17 protein-coding genes and 1 riboswitch are annotated in these 19011 nt (G+C 70.4%); of the genes, 12 read left to right on the top strand and 5 right to left on the bottom strand.

Features of this window, described 5'->3' with window-relative positions:
* Positions 1 to 79 precede the first annotated feature (79 nt).
* Together ABIE38_RS13860 and ABIE38_RS13855 are read right to left on the bottom strand one after the other, a co-directional pair.
* Positions 80 to 1714 (bottom strand): long-chain fatty acid--CoA ligase, encoded by a 1635-nt coding sequence (locus tag ABIE38_RS13860; protein ID WP_354057222.1) that lies wholly within the window; start codon positions 1712 to 1714, stop codon positions 80 to 82.
* A gap of 52 nt (positions 1715 to 1766) precedes the next feature.
* Positions 1767 to 2183, bottom strand: coding sequence for a carboxymuconolactone decarboxylase family protein (locus tag ABIE38_RS13855; RefSeq protein WP_354057220.1), 417 nt, complete (start codon positions 2181 to 2183; stop codon positions 1767 to 1769).
* 124 nt (positions 2184 to 2307) lie between these two features.
* Positions 2308 to 2368: riboswitch (cobalamin riboswitch) on the top strand.
* A 113-nt stretch (positions 2369 to 2481) separates the two neighbouring features.
* Between ABIE38_RS13855 and ABIE38_RS13850 the strand changes: the two genes are divergently transcribed.
* The 4 genes from ABIE38_RS13850 to ABIE38_RS13835 are packed head-to-tail and all read left to right on the top strand — an operon-like array spanning position 2482 to position 6093.
* Complete coding sequence (locus ABIE38_RS13850; protein WP_354057218.1) at positions 2482 to 3423, top strand: ABC transporter substrate-binding protein; 942 nt, start codon at positions 2482 to 2484, stop codon at positions 3421 to 3423.
* Entirely contained in the window at positions 3420 to 4448 is a 1029-nt protein-coding gene (locus tag ABIE38_RS13845; RefSeq protein WP_354057216.1) for a FecCD family ABC transporter permease, read from the top strand. The genes ABIE38_RS13850 and ABIE38_RS13845 overlap by 4 nt, the downstream gene beginning before the upstream one ends.
* Complete coding sequence (locus tag ABIE38_RS13840) at positions 4445 to 5245, top strand: ABC transporter ATP-binding protein (protein WP_354057214.1); 801 nt, start codon at positions 4445 to 4447, stop codon at positions 5243 to 5245. Before ABIE38_RS13845 ends, ABIE38_RS13840 begins: the two co-directional genes overlap by 4 nt.
* Positions 5245 to 6093, top strand: a complete 849-nt coding sequence (locus ABIE38_RS13835; protein WP_354057212.1) for an MBL fold metallo-hydrolase — start codon at positions 5245 to 5247, stop codon at positions 6091 to 6093. Before ABIE38_RS13840 ends, ABIE38_RS13835 begins: the two co-directional genes overlap by 1 nt.
* Positions 6094 to 6186: 93 nt before the next feature.
* Here ABIE38_RS13835 and ABIE38_RS13830 read toward each other — a convergent pair whose 3' ends face one another.
* Together ABIE38_RS13830 and ABIE38_RS13825 are read right to left on the bottom strand one after the other, a co-directional pair.
* Positions 6187 to 6825 (bottom strand): TetR/AcrR family transcriptional regulator, encoded by a 639-nt coding sequence (locus tag ABIE38_RS13830; RefSeq protein ID WP_354057210.1) that lies wholly within the window; start codon positions 6823 to 6825, stop codon positions 6187 to 6189.
* Positions 6818 to 9340 (bottom strand): MMPL family transporter, encoded by a 2523-nt coding sequence (locus ABIE38_RS13825; RefSeq protein WP_354057209.1) that lies wholly within the window; start codon positions 9338 to 9340, stop codon positions 6818 to 6820. Before ABIE38_RS13825 ends, ABIE38_RS13830 begins: the two co-directional genes overlap by 8 nt.
* A gap of 201 nt (positions 9341 to 9541) precedes the next feature.
* On the opposite strand from ABIE38_RS13825, the gene ABIE38_RS13820 reads away from it, so the two are divergent.
* The 7 genes from ABIE38_RS13820 (at position 9542) to ABIE38_RS13790 (ending at position 17079) form a co-directional block, all read left to right on the top strand.
* Entirely contained in the window at positions 9542 to 10936 is a 1395-nt protein-coding gene (locus ABIE38_RS13820; protein WP_354057207.1) for a rhodanese-like domain-containing protein, read from the top strand.
* A gap of 105 nt (positions 10937 to 11041) precedes the next feature.
* Positions 11042 to 11638, top strand: a complete 597-nt coding sequence (locus tag ABIE38_RS13815) for a rhodanese-like domain-containing protein (RefSeq protein ID WP_354057205.1) — start codon at positions 11042 to 11044, stop codon at positions 11636 to 11638.
* Positions 11639 to 11688: 50 nt separating this feature from the next.
* On the top strand, positions 11689 to 12582 hold the full coding sequence (locus ABIE38_RS13810; RefSeq protein ID WP_354057203.1) for a sulfite exporter TauE/SafE family protein: 894 nt from the start codon (positions 11689 to 11691) through the stop codon (positions 12580 to 12582).
* Positions 12583 to 12690: 108 nt separating this feature from the next.
* Entirely contained in the window at positions 12691 to 13236 is a 546-nt protein-coding gene (locus ABIE38_RS13805) for a DUF421 domain-containing protein (protein ID WP_354057201.1), read from the top strand.
* A gap of 78 nt (positions 13237 to 13314) precedes the next feature.
* Positions 13315 to 14205 (top strand): hypothetical protein, encoded by an 891-nt coding sequence (locus tag ABIE38_RS13800; protein WP_354057199.1) that lies wholly within the window; start codon positions 13315 to 13317, stop codon positions 14203 to 14205.
* Positions 14198 to 15973 carry a GMC family oxidoreductase N-terminal domain-containing protein gene (locus ABIE38_RS13795; protein WP_354057198.1) on the top strand — a complete coding sequence of 592 codons (1776 nt, stop codon included), beginning with the start codon at positions 14198 to 14200 and terminating at the stop codon, positions 15971 to 15973. Before ABIE38_RS13800 ends, ABIE38_RS13795 begins: the two co-directional genes overlap by 8 nt.
* A 119-nt stretch (positions 15974 to 16092) precedes the next feature.
* A complete protein-coding gene (locus ABIE38_RS13790; RefSeq protein WP_354057196.1) occupies positions 16093 to 17079 on the top strand; it encodes a linear amide C-N hydrolase in 987 nt (328 codons plus the stop codon).
* 9 nt (positions 17080 to 17088) lie between these two features.
* On the opposite strand, the gene ABIE38_RS13785 is transcribed toward ABIE38_RS13790, so the two are convergent.
* A complete protein-coding gene (locus ABIE38_RS13785) occupies positions 17089 to 17958 on the bottom strand; it encodes an oxygenase MpaB family protein (RefSeq protein WP_354057195.1) in 870 nt (289 codons plus the stop codon).
* A gap of 161 nt (positions 17959 to 18119) precedes the next feature.
* Between ABIE38_RS13785 and ABIE38_RS13780 the strand changes: the two genes are divergently transcribed.
* Positions 18120 to 18923, top strand: a complete 804-nt coding sequence (locus tag ABIE38_RS13780) for a siderophore-interacting protein (protein WP_354057193.1) — start codon at positions 18120 to 18122, stop codon at positions 18921 to 18923.
* Positions 18924 to 19011 lie beyond the last annotated feature (88 nt).

Here is a 19011-nt window from a genome sequence, read left to right as displayed (position 1 = left end):
TCAAGAGCGTTCCGCGCACCTGCCTCTCGGGCGATGTGCGCGGAACGCTCTTGAAGATGGTGGGGCGGCCCGTTCGGGGCTACTTCTCCAGGGCGTTGACCACCGTGAGCTCACCGTCGGAGTGCGAGACGCGGATGCGCTTCTTGTCGAGCTTGCCGACGGAGGTCTTGGGGATCTCGTCGACGAACGCGAACTTCTCCGGCACCTGCCACTTGGCCATCCTGGACTCGAGGTGCGCCCGCAGGTCCTCGACCTCGGGGTCGGCCACGCCCTCCTTGACCACGATCGTGGCCAGCGGGCGCTCGTCCCACTTGGGGTCGGGGATACCGATCACGGCGGCCTCGGCCACGGCCGGGTGCTCGAGGAGGTAATTCTCGACCTCCACGGAGGAGATCCACTCGCCACCGGACTTGATGATGTCCTTGGCACGGTCGGTGAGCTGGAGGAACGCCTCGGGGCGGACGTATCCGACGTCGCCGGTACGCAGCCAACCGTCGTCGAACTGGTCCGAGTTCTCCACCTTGTAGTAGCTGCCCGTGATCCAGGGGCCACGCACCTGGAGCTCACCCACGGACTCGCCGTCCCAGGGCAGTTCCTGTCCGGCGTCGTCGACGATCCGGGCCTTGACCCCCGCGATGAACCGGCCCTGCGTGGTGCGCAGGTCGAATTGCTTGTCTTCCGGCAGGTCCGCCTTCGGCCGCGACAGCGTGCCGATGGGCGAGGTCTCCGTCATGCCCCACGCGTGGATGATGTCGATCCCGTAGTTCTCCTTGAACTTGCGGATCAGCGCGGGCGGGCAGGAGCTGCCGCCCACGACCACGGCACGGAAGCTCGACATGTCGATGGGGTGGTCGACGCTGTAGGCGTCCACGGCCTGCCAGATCGTGGGGACGGCGGCGGCCAGGGTCGGCCGCTCGGAGGCGATCATCGCGGCCAGCGGCTCGGGCTGCAGGAAGCGCTCGGGCATGAGCAGCGACGCCCCCACCAGGAACGCCGCGTAGGGCAGCCCCCACGACATGGCGTGGAACATTGGCACGATCGCCAGCACGTTGTCGTCGAGCGAGATGTCCATCCCGTCCGACATGCACACCTGCATCGAGTGCAGGTAGATCGACCGGTGCGAGTAGACGACGCCCTTCGGATCGCCCGTGGTGCCCGAGGTGTAACACATCGCGGCGCCGGAGTTCTCGTCGACCTCGGGCCACTCGAACTCGGTGGGCTGGGCCGCCAGAAGCGCCTCGTAGTCGTGCACCTGAACGCCCTCGGGGGCCTCGAGGTTCGCCGCTCCGCCGCCGGTGACGATCACGTGCTCGACGGTCGAGAACCGCGGCAGCAGGGGCTGCAGCAGCGGGATCAGGCTGGGGTCGACGATCACGACCTTGTCCTCGGCATGGTTGGCCACGAACTCGAGCTGGTCCGGGAACAGCCGGATGTTCAGGGGGTGGAGCACCGCGCCCATCGACGGGATGGCCAGGTAGGCCTCCATGTGCTCCGAGTTGTTCCACTGGAACGTCGCGACGCGCTGGTCTGCGTCGATCCCGAGCGAGCGCAGCCCGTGGGCGAGCTGGGCCGCCCGCTTACCGAGCTCGCCGAACGTGACTTTCCGTGGGCCCTGATCGGTCCAGGTGGTGACGACCGCGTCCGAGTGGACGGTCGCGCCGAACGTCAGGATGGTACTGATGTTCAGCTGTTCCGGCTGCATGGTGCTGCGCATGCGAGGGGCTCCTCACTCAGGGGGGTGTCGGGGGTCACTTCTGGACACGACCCTACCTGTCGTCCAGGGCGTCGAAGACCTCCTGGACCGTCTTCATGGCCGAGAGGGCCGCCGGCGCCCCGCAGTATCCCGAGGCGTGGATGACGGCCTCGGTGATCTCCTCTCGGGTGAGGCCGTTGGTCAGGCCGCCGCGCACGTGACCGGCCAACTCGGCGTCCGCCCGCAACGCCACGAGCATGCCGATGTTCAGCAGGCTCCGGTCCCGGCGCCCGAGTCCCGGGCGGTCCCAGATGTTGCCCCACACGTTCTCGGTGACGACGTACTGGAGGGCCTCCGAGGCGGTCCCCTCGGCCCGGCCCATCGCGCGGTCCACGAAGTCGTCGCCCATCACCTCGCGCCGGGTCGTGAAACCCCGCGACCGGAGTCCCGCGGCCGAAGGCCCCTCGCCTGAACCGTTCGTCGTCGTCATCTCGTGGTCCTTCCTGTCAGTGGGTGTCGGAGGGTGATCCCGGCCCATCCTGCCGTCGACCCGGGGGTCGGCTACCCTCGGAGGGTCCGGCTCCCCCGCCGGACACCCGTGGTGCCCGGCGGAAGTCGGTGTGAATCCGACGCTGTCCGCGCAACTGTGATCCCGCCCCGAGCGGGCGAGCCAGGTCGGCCGGTACCGCGGCGCCGTACGAACTGACCTCGCACGAAGGACGGTTGCGTGCCGTGGCGTCCGCGTCGTGGCCGAGCTGCTTTCGTCCTGGCGATCCCCGGAGGATGTCATGCACCAGTCTCGAGCCCGGACCACGCCCCGATCCCGCTTCCGGTTCGCCGCCGTCCTCACCGCCGTCGCCCTGGTCGTCTCGGCCTGCTCCGGCTCTGACGACCCGGCGGCCGACCAGACCGACGGCACCGGCGCCACCGCCTCCGGCGAGCCGCAGGCGATCATCTCGCTCAGTCCCACCACCACGGAGATGCTGTACGCCGTGGGTGCCGGCGACCGGGTGGTCGCGGTGGACGAACGCTCGAACTATCCCGCCGACGCCCCGGTCACCGACCTGTCCGGCTACACCCCGAACCTCGAGGCGATCCTCGCGTACCAGCCGGATCTGGTCGTGGCCACGGACGACACCGGCGACATCGTGGCCGGCCTCGAGCGGTCCGGGGTCGAGGTCCTGCTACTCCCCGCCGCACAGACCCTGGACGACACGTACACCCAGATCGAACAGGTCGGCGCGGCCACCGGGACGGTCGGCGAGGCCGCCGAGCTGGTCTCGCGGATGCAGGGCGAGATCGACGAGATCGTGGCCTCGGTCCCGGAGCGTGAGACCCCGCTGACCTACTTCCACGAGCTCGACGACACCTACTACACCGTCACCGACGACACGTACATCGGCGAGGTGTACTCCCTGCTGGGGCTGACCTCGATCGCGACCGGAGACGACGCGTACCCGCAGCTGTCCGAGGAGCTGATCCTCGAGGCGGATCCGGACCTGGTGATGCTCGCCGACGGGCAGTGCTGCGGGATCACCCCGGAGGTCGTGGCCGAGCGCCCCGGGTGGGGAGAACTCGCCGCGGTCAGGCAGGGCCGCGTCTTCGTGGTCGACGAGGACCTGGCCAGCCGGTGGGGCCCGCGCGTGGTGGACTTCATGCGCGAGGTGGCCGGGATCATCTCCACCCTGCCTGTGAACGAATCACAGCCCGAGAGGGCACCTGCCTCGTGACCCGTGCGTCGCCCCGCCACGCCCTGGTGTTGGGCGGGGCGACTCTGCTCTTCCTCCTGGCCCTGTTGGCGGGCACGCTCGTCGGCCCCGCCGGCCTCACGCCTCGAGGGGTCCTGCTCGAACTGGTCGGGCAGCTGCCGTTCGTGCAGGTCGACTCGGGGTTCTCGCCCCGCCAGCAGGTGATCCTGTGGGAGATCCGGATCCCGCGGGTCGTACTCGGCGGGATCGTCGGCGCGATGTTGGCGATCGCCGGTGCGACCTATCAGGGCGTGTTCCGCAACCCGCTCGCCGACCCCTATCTCCTTGGTGTGTCCAGTGGCGCCGGACTGGGCGCGACACTGGCGATCGTCGTGGGCGGGGCCATGGGTTCGGCGATGGTGCCCCCCGCGGCGTTCGTCGGCGGCATGATCGCGGTGATGGCCACCTACACCCTCGGCCGCAGTGTCGGTGGCGGGCGGACCGAGGTCGTGATCATCCTCGCCGGAGTCGCGGTCGCCGCGTTCGCGAGCGCCATCCAGACCTTCTTCATGCAGCGCAACGACGAGACCCTGAGGCAGGTGTACTCGTGGATGCTCGGCCGGCTCACGACCAGTGGCTGGTCCGAGGTGCGGACCGTGCTGCCGTACGTCCTGGTCTCGGTCGCGGTGATCGCCCTGTTCCGGCGCACCCTCGACGTGATGGCGGTGGGTGACGTCGAGGCCTCCACCCTCGGGATCGCCCCGGCCCGGGTGCGGCTGGTGCTGATCAGCGTCGCCACGCTGGGCACCGCCGCGGTCGTGTCCGTGAGCGGCCTGATCGGGTTCGTCGGCATCGTGATCCCGCACGCCGTCCGGATGGTGATCGGCCCGGGACACCGGCTGCTCCTGCCGCTGTCCCTGCTGGTGGGGGCGAGTTTCCTCATCCTGGCCGACATCGTGGCCCGCACCGCGATGAGCCCGGCCGAGCTGCCGATCGGGGTCGTGACCGCGGCGATCGGTGCCCCGTTCTTCCTGTTCGTCCTGCGGCGGAGCAGGGGCCTCATATGAACTCGGCCCCGGACGCTCGCGCGGCCTTGTACTGCCGGAGACTTCACGTCGCCCGTGACGCCGTGCCCGTCCTGCACGGGATCGACCTGGCCGTGCCGACGGGGACCTGGATCTCCCTGGTCGGGCCGAACGGCTCGGGCAAGACCACGCTGCTCTACGCCCTGGCCGGGCTCATCCCGTCCCGGGGGGAAGTCGAGGTCATGGGCCTGGCACCACGGAGGGCGGGGCGACGGCGGGTGGCCCGGATGGTGGCGCTCATGCCGCAGCGCCCCGTCGTGCCCGAGGGCGTGAGCGCGCGGGAGCTGATCCGGCTGGGCCGCACACCCCACATCCCCCGGTTCGGCACCGAGTCGCCCCACGACCACGAGGTCGTCGAGGGGGTGATCGACCGATTGGCCCTGCACGACCTGGCCCCGCGCATCGCGACCACGCTGTCCGGGGGTGAGCTCCAACGCGTGGTACTGGGCCGGGCCCTGGCACAGGAGCCCCGGGTGTTGTTGTTGGACGAGCCGACGAGCGCCCTCGACATCGGGCACCAACAGCAGGTCCTCGAGCTGGTCGACTCGATGCGGCGGGAGAGCGGACTCACCGTGGTGGCGGCCATGCACGACCTCACCTCCGCCGCGCACTACGGCGAACGCGTGGTCCTGTTGGACGACGGCCGGATCGTCGCCGACGGCTCCGGAGAGGACGTGCTGACCGTGGAACGGGTGGCCGAGGTGTACGACGCCCGCGTCGAGGTCCTCGACCGCCCCGACGGCCGCGCCGTCCTGCCGCTCCGCGAGCCGGGGGACTGATGGAGGTCGTGCTGCTGGGCACGGGTGCCGCCGACGGGTGGCCCAACCCGTTCTGCCGCTGCGACTCCTGCCTCGACGCCCTGAGGCGCGGGGAGGTGCGCGGCCAGACCGCCGCCCTGGTCGACGACGAGTTGCTGATCGACTGCGGGCCGGAGGTGCCGGGGGCAGCGTCGCGTCACGGCCGGACCCTCGCGGGGGTCGGACATCTGCTCCTCACCCACGCCCATTCCGATCACCTCGGCCCCCAGGCCCTGCTCTCCCGTTCCTGGGTCGCCGGGGCCGGCCCGCTCGAGGTGGTCGGACCGGCCGGCGCGCTCGAGCTGTGCAGGCCGTGGGTCGGGCCCGCCGACCCGGTGCGGCTCGTCCCGGTCGTGGCCGGGGACCGGCTTACAGTCGGCGGGTACGACGTGCGGGTCCTTCCCGCCCGGCACCGGGTGTTCGAGGACGGTGACGCGGTGCTCTACGACGTGACCGCCCCCGACGGCGCACGCGTGTTGTGGGCCACCGACACCGGCCCGTGGCCCGACGCGTGGTTCGGGGCCGTCCGGGGAGCGGGGTATGACGTGGTGTTCCTCGAGGAGACGCTGGGCGACCGCGAGGAGATCTCGGACGCCCATCTCGGGCTGGAGCGGTTCGACGCGATGCTCCGAACGCTGCGGTCCGTCGGGGCGGTCGACGACCGTACCGACGTCGTGGCGGTGCACCTCGGCCACCACAACCCGCCGCTCGATCAGCTTGTCCCGCGGCTGCACGAGCTCGGGGCCCGTCCGGGGTCGGACGGCGAGGTGGTCGGCTGCGGACCGGTCGGCCCGGACCGCCCCCGTCACGAGCGGGGCGGGCCCCGGTGACGGGCCCCGCCGGGCGGCAGCAGGTGCGCGACAGCCAACGCGCGACAGCGTATGCGCAACAACCGGTGCGCAAGAGCCGGCGTGGGATACTCCCTACCCGGTCCCCTGCTGGTCCGGACCGCCCCCGAACTCCCGCCCGGTTCCGCGCCCGAGCAGGTCGAAGGCCTCGTCGAGGTAGACGGTCGGGTCGTGCTCCGCTGCGCCGCGGCCCGGATCTCCCGCGAGCGACTGGTGCCTGAGCACCGACGCCCCGGCCGCCAGCCCCAGGTCCACGAGCACGCGGACCCGGAACACGCTCAGGTGGGGCGCCCGGCGGCCGACCGCCTCGTACAACGGGTCGAGGATGCTCTCGGCACAGGGGCGCTCCTCGTTGCCCATCAGCAACATGACCTGTTCGCCGACCACGAGGAGGTTCTCCGCCGCGACGATGTCGTCCTCCGAGCGGCCGTAGGACTCCCGGAAGATCGAGCGCAGGACGTCGAGCGGCGACATCCCGGCCGGCGCCTGGTCGACCCTCCGGACCCATTCGGCGACCTGCTCGCGGAGGAAGTGGACGAACGCGTCCTCGCGGTGGGCGAAGTAGTTGTGGAACGTGCGGGTGGAGACCCCGGCCCGGTCGGCGATGGCCGAGACCGTCGCCCCCTCCGCGCCCTCGGCAACCAGGAGTTCGACCGCGGCCACCGAGAGGCGGGTGAGGGTGTCGGCCTTCTTGCGCTCCCGGAGGTTAGCCATCTGTCCGCGTCCCGGTACCACCGCCACCGTCCGAGTCGGCGCGGCCGCCGCGCGCCTCGTGCCGGCCCGCCCCCGGGGACTGCTCGGCGACGGTGTCGGCCGAGTGTCGGCCGCCGACGAGTGCCGATTCGCGGTGGGCGCCACCGTCGGTGTCCTCGCCGTCCGTGCCGCTGATCGTCCCCTGTTGCGCGGACTCCTCCGAGGTCTCCAGCGCCGACCCCTCGACGTCGACGGTGGGCAAGAGCCTGTCCAGCCACCGGGGTAGACCCCAGGCCCGCTCGCCGAGGAGGAACATCACCGCCGGGATGATGGTCATGCGCACCACGAAGGCGTCGAACAGCACGGCGATCGCCAGCGCGAAGCCCATCACCTTGATGAACTGCTCGTCGATCGTCATGAACGCGGCGAAGACGCTGATCATGATCAACGCCGCGGCGGTGACGACGCGGGCCCCGTGTTTGAAGCCGTTGGCGACCGCGTTGTGTGCGGTCTTGCCGTGCACCCACCCCTCGCGCATCCTCGTGACCAGGAACACCTGGTAGTCCATCGCCAGACCGAACACGATGCCGATGAGCATGATCGGCAGGAAGCTGATGACGGGCTGCGGATCGGAGATGATCCCGCCCCAGCCCTCCTGCCAGATCGCCACGGTGACGCCGAAGGTCGCCGCGACCGAGAGGCCGAAGCCCAGCGCCGCGATCAGCGGCACCCAGATCGACCTGAACACGAGCATGAGCAGGATGAACGCGAGCGCCAGGACGATGGCGATGTACGGCAGCAGGACCTCGGTGAGGCGTTCGGAGATGTCCTCGTAGATCGGGGTGACGCCGGTGACGGAGTAGGTCCCCCCGGTCTCCTGTTCGAAGGCCGCGACCCCGGACCTGATCTCCGCCAGGACGTCCGCGGCCCGCTCGTCGGTGGCCCCGTATGCGGGCGTGACGAGGAGTTGCGCGGCGTCGCCCGCCTCGTTGGTCTCGATGATCTGCGCGTTCTGCACACCGTCGAGCGCCTGGATGTCCGCCGCGGCGGTGGCCCACGCGGCCGGACGCTCCTCCTCGGCGACATCGAGCGTGTCCACGAAGGCGATCATGGGGGCGTTGCGTCCGGGGCCGAACGCCTCGTCCGTCATGTCGTAGGCCACGCGGTTCGGGGTGTCCGGGGCCATCGTGCCGTCGGACGGCATGGCCAGCCGCAGCTGCACCGCCGGCAGGGCCAGCAGGACGAGCAGCAGGACCCCGGCGGTCGCGAAGAACACGGGGCGGGCGCGGATGCGGCGCACCCACGTCAGGCCCATCGTCGGCTTCTCGTCCTCCGGGTCGGGCGCCTTGACGCCCTTGACGCGGGCCGCGAAGAGCCTGGTCCCGACGGCACCGAGGATCGCGGGCAGCAGCGTGATGGCGACCAGGACGGCGATCGCGACGGTCGCCGCGGCGGACAGCGCCATCGCGGTGAGGAACGGGATGTTGATGATCGACAGGGCCGCGAGAGCGACGAGCACGGTGAGTCCGGCGAAGACGACCGCGGAGCCGGCCTTGCCGACCGCCAGCCCGGCGAGGTGCGCGCGCTGTGGGGCGTCGATGGTCTTGAGCTTCTCCGCGAGTTCGGCGGGCTCGAGGTCGTTCCCCCCGATGTGTTTGACCAGCTCGGTGCGGAATCGGGAGACGATGAACAGCGCGTAGTCGATGCCCACGGCGAGACCGATCATGGACGCCAGGGTCGGCGTCATGGTGTTGATCGTGTCCGTGAAGGCGGTGGCCGCGAAGATGCCCGCGATGCCGATCCCGACACCGATGATGCCGGTGAGCAGTGGCATGCCGGCGGCGATGAGCGAGCCGAAGGTGACGAGGAGGATCACCGCCGCCACCGCGATGCCGATGAGCTCGCCGATGGCGCTGATCTCGGACATCTGGAAGGCGTTTCCGGAGTACGCGATGGTCAGGTCGCCCTCGTTCTCGGCCACGACGTCGGCGAAGGCCTCGCGGTCCTCGGCCTCGATGTCCATGGTCGTCTCGGCCGCGAACAGGACCTGGACGGTGCCGGTCGTCTCGTCCGCGCTCAGCGGGCTCAGGGCCGCGATGTCGGCCCCGATCTGCTCCTGCGGGATCTCCTGTGCCGCTTTGGCCTCGGTCAGCTGCTGCGACAGCCCCTCGGCGGCGACCACCGGGTTGACGATCGCGTCGGTATCGGCGAGGAAGTCCAGCTCCCGCACCTGTGCGAGGAATGCGTCGACGTCCTCCGTCACCGCCGGATCGGCGAGGGTGCTGCCCTCCGGGGCGCGGATGACCACTGTCCCCGTGGGCGCGTCGAGTTGGTCCCCCGCCCCGGCGAACCGCTCCTGCATCTCCTCCTGGGTCTCGATCGACTCCAGGCCCGGGATCGAGAAGGTGGTGCTGGTCTGCTGCGACATCGTGGCCGCGGCGGTGCCGACGCCGACGATCAACAGCATCCAGGCCGCGATGAACCGCCACCTGAACAGATAGGCGGACCGCCCGATGCGGTAGAGGAATGACGCCATGCGCTGGCTCCTGGTGCGTAGGTGCGGGAAGCGAACCCTCGCAGTTTTGCATGGCCACTGCACCATTGCACAGCCTGTGCAAGCAGTTGTGGCGAACGCCACCCTGACCGGAGGCGCCGCCCGGCTTGTCGATACCCCCCGGGGTATGTACAGTCGTGGCACGCCCCTCGCTGGGAACCCCGACCGACAAAGGAGAGCACCATGCTTCTCGAGCGCATCTACGACGAGGACCTCGCCCAGGCCGGCTACTTCATCGGCTGTCAGGCCAAGGGGGAGGCCGTGGTGGTCGACGCCCGCCGCGACATCCGCCAGTACCTGGATCTGGCGACGCAGCATGGGATGACGATCACCGCGGTGACCGAGACCCACATCCACGCGGACTACCTGTCCGGTACCCGCGAGCTCGCGGCCGCCACCGGGGCGAGGGTCTACGTCTCCGGCGAGGGCGGTGACGACTGGCAGTACCGCTTCGAGGCCGAGCGCCTGCACCACGGAGACCAGTTGAAGCTGGGCAATATCACCGTCGAGGCCGTGCACACCCCGGGCCACACGCCGGAGCACCTGTCGTTCCTCATCACCGACGGCGCGTTCGCCGATACCCCCGGGTACATGCTGACCGGCGACTTCGTGTTCTCCGGCGACCTCGGCCGACCTGACCTGCTCGACGAGGCCGCGGGCGGGGTCGACACCCGGTTCGAGGGCGCCAAGCAGATCTTCCGGAGCCTGAAGAACTCGTTCGTCACGCTGCCGGACCACGTCCAGGTCTTCCCGGGCCACGGCTCGGGCAGCGCCTGCGGCAAGGCGCTCGGCGCGCTTCCGTCGACCAGCGTCGGTTACGAGAGTCGCTACGCGTGGTGGGCCGGGTACGTGAACGACGACGACGAGGAGGGCTTCGTCTCCGAGCTCCTCGACGGCCAGCCGGACGCGCACGCGTACTTCGGGCGGATGAAGCGGCAGAACAGGCAGGGTCCGGCCGTCCTCGGCCCGCTTGCCCCGCTGCGCCGATACGACTCCGCGGAGCTCGCCGACGCCCTGGAGTCGAACGACGTCGTCGTCGTCGACACCCGCGACCAGGACGAGGTCCACGCCGGTACCGTGCCCGGGGCGCTCAACATCCCCGGCGTCGACAAGGCCGCCTCCTTCGGCGCCTGGGTGTACGACCCGGAGCGTGAGGACACGCCCCTGGTGGTCCTGGCCGAGGACACCGAGATGGCCGAGGCGCTGCGGGATCACCTGCTGCGGGTCGGCATCGACACCGTCATCGGGTACACCACCAGCCTCGAGGGTCTGCCCATGACGACCCCCGAGATGATCACCGCCGACGAGCTCGCCTCGTTCGACTCGGCGATGGTCCTGGACGTGCGCAACAAGACCGAGCACGCCGAGGGTCACATCCCGGGCTCGGAGCAGCTCAGCGGCGGCCGACTCCTGTGGAACCTCGACCGGCTCCCGGCCGACGGGCCGATCGTGACGTACTGCCAGAGCGGCGTCCGCAACTCGGTCGCGGCCAGCGCGCTGCGTCGCGCCGGCTACCGGGTGGTCGAGCTCGAGGGCAGCTACGCCGCCTGGTCCGAGCGCAACCTCGTCTCCGCCTGAGCGGACCCACCCCACACCCCGGGGGCCGGACCACCCGTCCGGCCCCCGGCCCCGCGGCGACCCGCCGCCCCTCCCACCCCCCACACGAAAGGGCTGTCACCACCCATGCTCTCGACCCTCACCCACGCCCCGACCATCGCCCCGGCCGACCTGCGCGACGCGATGGACTCGGGCACCCCGCCCACGGTCATCGACGTGCGTTCCGCCGCCGAGTTCTCCGGCGTCCACATCCGCGGCTCCTACAACGTGCCGCTGCCCCTGCTGGCCGAGCACGGCGAGGAGTTCGCCTCCCGCCTGCCCGGTCAGGTCGTGCTGATCTGCCAGTCGGGCAACCGCGCCCGGCAGGCCAATGAGCGCCTCGAGTCCGTGGGCGTGGACCCCGACTCGGTGACCGTCCTGGACGGCGGGATCGCCGGCTACGAGGCCGCCGGCGGCGAGGTGATCCACGGCAAGGGCGCCTGGGCGATGGACCGGCAGGTCCGCATGGTCGCCGGTTCGCTCGTCCTGGCCGGAGTCACCGCCTCCAAGGTGCTCTCCCCGAAGTTCGCCTACCTCGCCGGCGCGATCGGAGCCGGGCTGACCTACTCCGCGGCGAGCAACTCGTGCGCCATGGCCGCGGCCCTGTCGAAGATGCCGTGGAACCGCTCGGACGACGAGCCCGGCCTCGGTTCCGTCCTGGACTCACTGCCCGCCCGCTCCTGACCCACCCCACTCCCACGCACCGGCGCCCCCGCCGGAGAAAGGCACCCGACATGGAGATCACCACGATCATCGTCGTGACCCTGGCCGTCCTGGTCGGACTGTCCCTGGGCCTGCTCGGCGGGGGCGGGTCGATCCTCGTCGTGCCGCTGCTGACCTACATCGGCGGACTCGACCCCAAGGAGGCCATCGCCACCTCCCTGTTCGTCGTCGGCGCCACGTCGCTGGTCAGCCTGTTCGGCCACGCCCGCAAGGGCAACGTCCAGTGGCGGACCGGACTGATCTTCGGCGCCGCCGGCATGGTGGGAGCCTTCCTCGGCGGACTGGCCGGCGGCTACATCCCCGGCACCGTCCTCATGGTCGCCTTCGCGGTGATGATGATCGCCACCGCGGGCGCGATGATCAAGGGCCGGAAGGACCGCGACGGTGAGAGCACCACCCATCACCACCCGCTCTGGCGGATCCTGCTCGACGGCCTCGTGGTGGGCGCCGCGACCGGACTGGTCGGCGCGGGCGGCGGATTCCTCGTCGTCCCGGCCCTGGTGCTCCTCGCGGGCCTGCCGATGACCGTCGCCGTGGGCACCTCGCTGCTGGTCATCGCCATGAAATCGTTCGCCGGGCTGGGCGGGTACCTGACCTCGGTCAGCCTGGACTGGCCGCTCGTCGCCGCGGTCACCGCCGCCGCCATCGCCGGGTCGTTCCTCGGCATCCGGCTCACCTCCGTGGTGCCGGAGAAGGCCCTGCGCAAGGGCTTCGGCTACTTCGTCCTACTCATGGGAGCCTTCGTCCTGTCCCAGGAACTGCCCTTCCCCGCAGCCCCGATCATCCTCGGCACCGTCGCCCTCCTGGGCATCGCCGCGGCGGTCTGCCTGTTCGCCTTCCGGGACCACTGCCCGCTGCGATCCACCACACCGGCGACCACACCGGTCACCGTCGCAGCCGCCTGACTCCGCGCGACACCCGCCCCCGACCGCACGGCCCCCCGGCCGTGAGGTCGGGGGCGTTCCCGTCGACGCCGGTTGTCCTCCGACCGCGGTGCGCGCACCATTCGCGTCATGGACACAACTCTGCTCTGGGACGGCTGGGAACCGGTCGTCCACTCCGTCGTCATGGTCGTGTGCGGTTTCGTCGCCCTGGTCGTGATCCTCCGGGTATCCGGCCCACGCACCATGGCCAAGATGACGCCCCTCGACTTCATCGTGGCGGTGACCATCGGGTCGGCGTTCGGGCGCACGCTCACCGCGACCGAGGTGCCGCTCGCGCAGACGGTCCTGGTGTTGGCGTTGCTCGTCGGCGTCCAGTGGGTGTTCGCGGCGGTCCGCGCGCGGTCTCCGCGGGTCCGTTCCCTGCTGGACAGCCCGCCGATCCTCCTCTACTACCAGGGACGGATGCAGGGCAGGGCCCTGCGAAGCCACCGCCTCCTCGAGGACGACGTCCACACGGCGGCCAGGCAGTCGGGGAAGGGTTCGCTCGAGCAGGTCGCCGCGGTGATCCTGCAGCAGGACGGCAGCCTGGGGGTCATCGGTCGCGACGATCTGGGCGACGCCTCGAGCCTCCTGCCGTTCACGGGCCGACACGACATCCGCGACAACGAGGGATAAAGGAATCGTCCCTAACCGGTGGCGTGACGAATATCACATCGTTACGGTGGCCCCACTCTTCGAGCGGAAGGCGGGGTCATGGATCAGTTCAACCGGAGGGCCTTTCTCGCGCGGGCGTCCCTGTTCGGCGCGTTCGTCAGCGCGGGCGTCGCGTTTCCGGGCGCCCTGAACGGCTCCCTCGGAGCTGTGGGACGAGCGAACGCCCAGGGGACCGGTAGTGCCGTCCTCGACGCGGTCGAGGAGTTCTCCCTCGACACCATGCGGGCGTTGTGCGTGATGGTCATGCCCGGACCTGACGAGTGGTCGAGGCAACAGGGCACGCCGCGCGACGACCCGGGACCGATCGAGGTCGGCGGCGGCGAGTTCATGAAGGACCTGTTCGACAACTACCTCGCGATGGGTGACCAGCTGGCCCGACCCCTCGCGCTGGGACTCGGCGAGGCGCTCTCCGACATGGGGATCCCCACGGAGCCCTTCCTCGGCCTGAGCGAACCCGACGGCCGCCGCATCGACCAGGTCCTCGGGTACGTCTACAGCGACCGGGTCCTCCCCCTGTCGCTCCCCGTCGCGCTGCTGCTCAACACAGGCGCGCTGCTCGTCAACCCCGGATCGATCGTCGGCCCGCTCGGGTCGCCGTTCTCGCGCCTGTCGCTCGGGGACAAGTGCCGGGTGCTCGAAGGGATCGAGGGGCCCGTCCCGCAGCTCATCTCGATCATCGACGGCGCCCTGCCGGTCCCGCTGCGCGGCTCGGCGTCGGGATTCCTCCGCTTCGCCGGCGGAATCCTGCTCCAGGGCACCGCCTTCGGCGTCTACTCCGAGCAGTACAACTTCGACCGGGCGACCCGGACGGTGACCCCCCGACCCGTCCCCTGGGACCTCACCGGGTTCCGGCCCACCGGCCTGGTCGACGGCCATCCCGAGTTCATCGGGTACTACCAGAACCGCACGGAGGTGCCCGCGGATGCGTGATGTCATCGTCATCGGAGCAGGAGGGGGCGGCCCCGCCGTCGCCGCCGAACTGGCCGGGAGGGGACTGGATGTCCTGGTCCTCGAGGGTGGCCCCCGACACGCCGATCCCGAGAATCAGTGGTCCCACGCGGAGAACGACGCCAACAACCCGAACGACGGGTTCCTCCGCTTCGGCCCGGAGGACCGCGACAAGCCCGCGTGGTTCCGGGAATGGACCGAGAACCTCTTCGTCTGGCAGTTGTCCGGTGTCGGCGGCACCACCCAGCACTACTACGGGAACAGTCCCCGTCCCATGCCGGGCGCGTTCCGCGGGTACACCGGTGCCGACGCGGCGGAGTACGACACCGCCCACCTCTTCCCCTTCAGCTACGAGGAACTGGTCCCCTACCTCGAATGGGTCGAGGCCACGCTGCCGGTGGAGACCGCGGCGATGGGCACCAAGGAGGAGATCACCTTCCGGGGCTGCGAGGGCGTCGGGCTGCCGGTCCAGACCTCCCGCGACATCACCCGGCCCGCGTTCCGGCCCCAGCAGAACGCGATCCTCCAGCCCGGGGGGAACTCGGGACGGACGGACGACGCCAACCTGCTCACCTATCCGCAGGCCACCGGCTGCACCTTCTGCGGCCACTGCTTCCAAGGGTGTTACGTACCCCGGCAGGCCCCGCGGAACCAGTACGCCAAACGCTCCACCGACAACAGCTACGTCCCGCTCGGGTTGGCCGCGGACGCGGTCCGCCCCGGTGGCCGCGCCTTCGAGTTGATCGCGGACAGCTTCGTGCAGTCCATCCGGCACGAGCAGGAAGGCGCCCACACGGTGGCCAGGGGGGTGACCTGGCGCAACAACACCACTGGCGCGACCTTCTCCGAGGACGCGCGCGTCGTGGTTCTGGCCGGTGGGGTCACCGAGAGCCCTCGCCTGTGGTTCAACAGCGGGCTGCCCAACCCGAACGACTGGGTCGGCCGCGGGCACACCGACCACCACTTCGACTGGGTGGTCGGCAGCTTCGACGAGTACACCGGCAATTCCAAGGGCGCCAACTCGGCCGCACGGATGGACTGGCCGGGTCGCGGCGGCATGGAGAACGTGGGGCTGGGTCCCGCGATCCAGGCGTTCACGCTGTCATTGTCCGACTCCGGGGTCCGCGGGGTCTACGACAACGGGCGCGGACTCTACGGACCGTGGGACGGCCCCTCGGGCCGCCTGGTGGGCAACGAGCTCAAGGACCTCATGATGGGCGGGATCGACAACCTGCTCAACTTCCTCGTGATCACCGACGATCACGTGCAGTCGACCAACCGGATCACCCCGTCCCTGTTCCCGGCCGACGAGAACGGCGCGCCGGCCAAGCTCGACATCACGCTGCGGAACCGCTCCCCGCGGACACAGGAGAACCGGGAATTCATGGTGCGCAAGTCCGCGGAGATCATGCGGGCCGCCGGGGCGAAGAAGGTGTACCGGCTGGACTGGGCTCCACTGCTGCTCCACGTGCACTCGTCGATGCGCATGGGCGAGTCCGACCAGAACTCCGTGCTCGACGCGAACGCCGAGGCGCGGTGGGTCAAGCGGCTGTTCATCGCCGACAACTCGGCGCTCGCCAACGCGCTCGGCGGACCCAATCCCACCCTGACCACCCAGGCGCTCGCCACCCGGACGGCGGAGAAGATCTTCCAGCTGTACTTCGGCGGGGACCCCTGGGTGGACTCCGAGGCCCCGATCGTGAGCACGGACGCCAGGATCTCCGCTCGCATGAACGCGATGGGGCTCTGAGCGGAGGAGCGCTGCGCACGCCCCCCCCGTCCGCGGCCCGGACCGCATTCGCGTCCCGACCAGCACACCGGGTGATAGCTTTTCTTCATCTTCAGGTCGATGCTCCGGGAAGGCAGCCCATGTGCACGCGAACGCTCTGGTCACCGGGCGAGGACCTGGTCCTGGCCGGCCGCACCATGGACTACGAGGTGGATCTGCGGACCAACTTGTGGGCCTTCCCGCGGGGGCTGTCCCGCGACAACGGCGTGGACGACAGCCTGCGCTGGACCTCGGTCCACGGCAGCGTGGTGGCGGCCGCCTACGACCTGGCGAGCACGGACGGGATCAACGACGCCGGCCTGGCCGGCCACCTGCTGTGGTTGGCGGAGTCCGACTACGGCGAGCGCGATCCGGACCGTCCGGCGTTGAGCGCCTCCGCGTGGGTGCAGTACATGCTGGACAACTTCGCCACCGTCGCCGAGGCCGTGGACTGGATGCGGCAGTCCAGGGTCCAGATCCGGACCTCCGGGGACCCGGTCACCGGCTCCACCGTCACCGTCCACCTGGCGCTCGACGACCGCAGCGGCGACTCGGCGATCATCGAGTACATCGACGGCGAACCCCACATCTGGCATGACCGGTCCTACACGGTGATGACCAATTCGCCGCCGTTCGCCGAGCAGCTCGAACGCCTCCACGAGATCACGGGCTTCGGCGGTGACCGCCCGCTCCCCGGTGGCACGGACGCCGACGAGCGGTTCGCGCGCGCGGCCTTCTACCTGGACCGGCTCCCGGCGCCCGCCGACCGGACGGGCGCCGTCGCGGAGCTGTTGAGCGTGATGCGCAACGCGTCCCAACCGTTCCGCGTGCCGGATCCGGATCACCCCAATGCCTCCACCACCCTGTGGCGGACCATCACCGACCACGTCGACGGTGTGTACGTCTTCGAGGACACCGGTCGGCCCAACATCGTCTGGGTCCGGTTGGACGGCCTCGACCTGTCGGAGGGCGCGCCCGTGCGCAAGCTCGACCTGGTCGCCGACACCGGGCTCGAGGGGGGACTGGTCGGCGAGGTCAGCGCGCACTTCGAGGCGACGGCCCCCATGGAGTTCCTCCGCGCGTCCTGAGCGCCGCGCTCAGAAGACGCCGACCCCCAGCCGTCGGCGCGCCCGCAGGTCCCACAGGTTGAGCGTGTAGACCACGCGCAGCGGCCTGGACAGGACCATGTCGAGCGCGGCCGCGAGGTTCACGATGACCCGGCGGCGCCTGAGGTCCTGAGGGGTGATCGTCCAGCGCATCTCCTCACGGATCCGCTGGGGGACCGCGAACTTGGTCATGGACAGACTCCACGGTCCCAGTGTCTTGTGTGCGAGTGTCCCCAGCTGCTTCATCCGGATCTCGAGGACCTTGAAGTCGGCGAGCGACTGGAGGTACTCGCGGACTGTGTCGTCGATCCGTACGCCGTCGACGCCTTCGGCGAATCGTCGCTGGTAGTCGTCCCAGTTCGCCGGCCAGCGGGCCTCGGGAACGTTCAGGGTGGTGCCGAGCGGCCGCGCGAGTTCGACGACCCGGTCGAGCTCCGCCTCCGACAGCGGCCCGTGCACCATCTCCCACTGATCGATGTAGTAGCGGACGAGACACAGCGCCACCCACGTCTGGGAGGTCGCGGAGTTGGCGTTGTAGCTGACCGGACTGGACTCGGTCGAGTAGACCTGCGCGTGGATCTCCCGCACCGCCTCGTGGAAGAACTGCCGATCCGCCTGGTTCCCCAGCGTCGCCACGGCGAGGTACTGGGCGGTGGTCCTGCCGCGCTTGATCGGGCGGAGGTCGCCGCGGCCCCGGTCCACCCGGCTCTCGACCACGCCGTACCCGACTGCGGGGTCGGCGAGCTGCATCACCACGTTCGCGACGGGTAGCCAGAACCACAGGTGCGTGGACAGGTCCGGGAGGTGCCGGATCCTCGTCGGGCCGACGCCTGCGTCGGCGGATCGCGTCCCTGCGTTCATCACGTCGCTCCCTGGCCCTGTCCGTGCCACCCGCTCGGCGGCCCTGTTTCAGATCACATATATCTTACATCGCAACCCATAAGGGGGGAACCCGCCGATCGACCGCGCGGTCGAGCAACGCCGCCTGGCAGGATAGGGTTGCCTAACTTAAGGAGACCCCCGTGGCAGATGAGCGCAAGAGCCCCACCCCGACCACCCTCACCGTGCTGCGCACCGAGACGGTGAGCGCCCACATGGTCCGGGTCGTCCTCGGCGGCGCGGGGTTCGACGCCTTCGCCCCACGCGCGGAGACCGACAGCTACGTCAAACTCGAACTGCCCTCCGAGGACGGCCCCGTGGTGCGGACCTACACCGTGCGACGCGTCGACCTCCCCGCCCGAGAGCTCTGGATCGACTTCGTCGTACACGGAGACGCGGGCGTGGCGGGCCCGTGGGCCCGGACGGTCGCGCCCGGAACCGACGTCACCGTCCGCGGGCCGGGCGGCGGGTACCGTCCCGACCCCGGGGCCGACTTCCACCTCCTCGCCGGGGACGAGACCGCGGTCCCCGCGATCTCCGCCGCGCTGGAGGCCCTGCCCGAGGACTCGGTGGGAGCGGTGTTCCTGGAGGTGGGGGACGACGACGACGAGGTGTCGCTCACCGCTCCGGAGGGTGTGCAGATCACCTGGCTGCACCGGGGTACACCCTCCACCCAGGCCGGCCCCGGACGGATCGACGGCGACGCGCCGCTGGTCGCCGCCGTGCGGGACATGCCGTGGCCGGACGGCGACGTGCAGGTGTTCGTGCACGGCGAGGCCGAGACCGTGATGAAGCACCTGCGCCCCCTGCTGCGCTCCGGACGCGGCGTCCCGGCCCGGCGGGCCTCGATCTCCGGATACTGGCGGCGGGGCCGCACCGAGGAGGGTTTCCGCACCTGGAAACGTGAGTTGGCGGAATCGGAGCCGGATCAGCAACCCGTGAGGTGAGTCCCGGGTTACGCGGTCGGCGTGACCCGGTACCCTCATGTGCCAGCACTGTTAACGCATCCGGCCCCTCACGCTCACCCGTGACCGT

The organism is Dietzia sp. 2505, from assembly GCF_040546785.1.
Classification (GTDB): domain Bacteria; phylum Actinomycetota; class Actinomycetes; order Mycobacteriales; family Mycobacteriaceae; genus Dietzia.
This window is presented reverse-complemented; position numbering and strand designations above follow the sequence as displayed.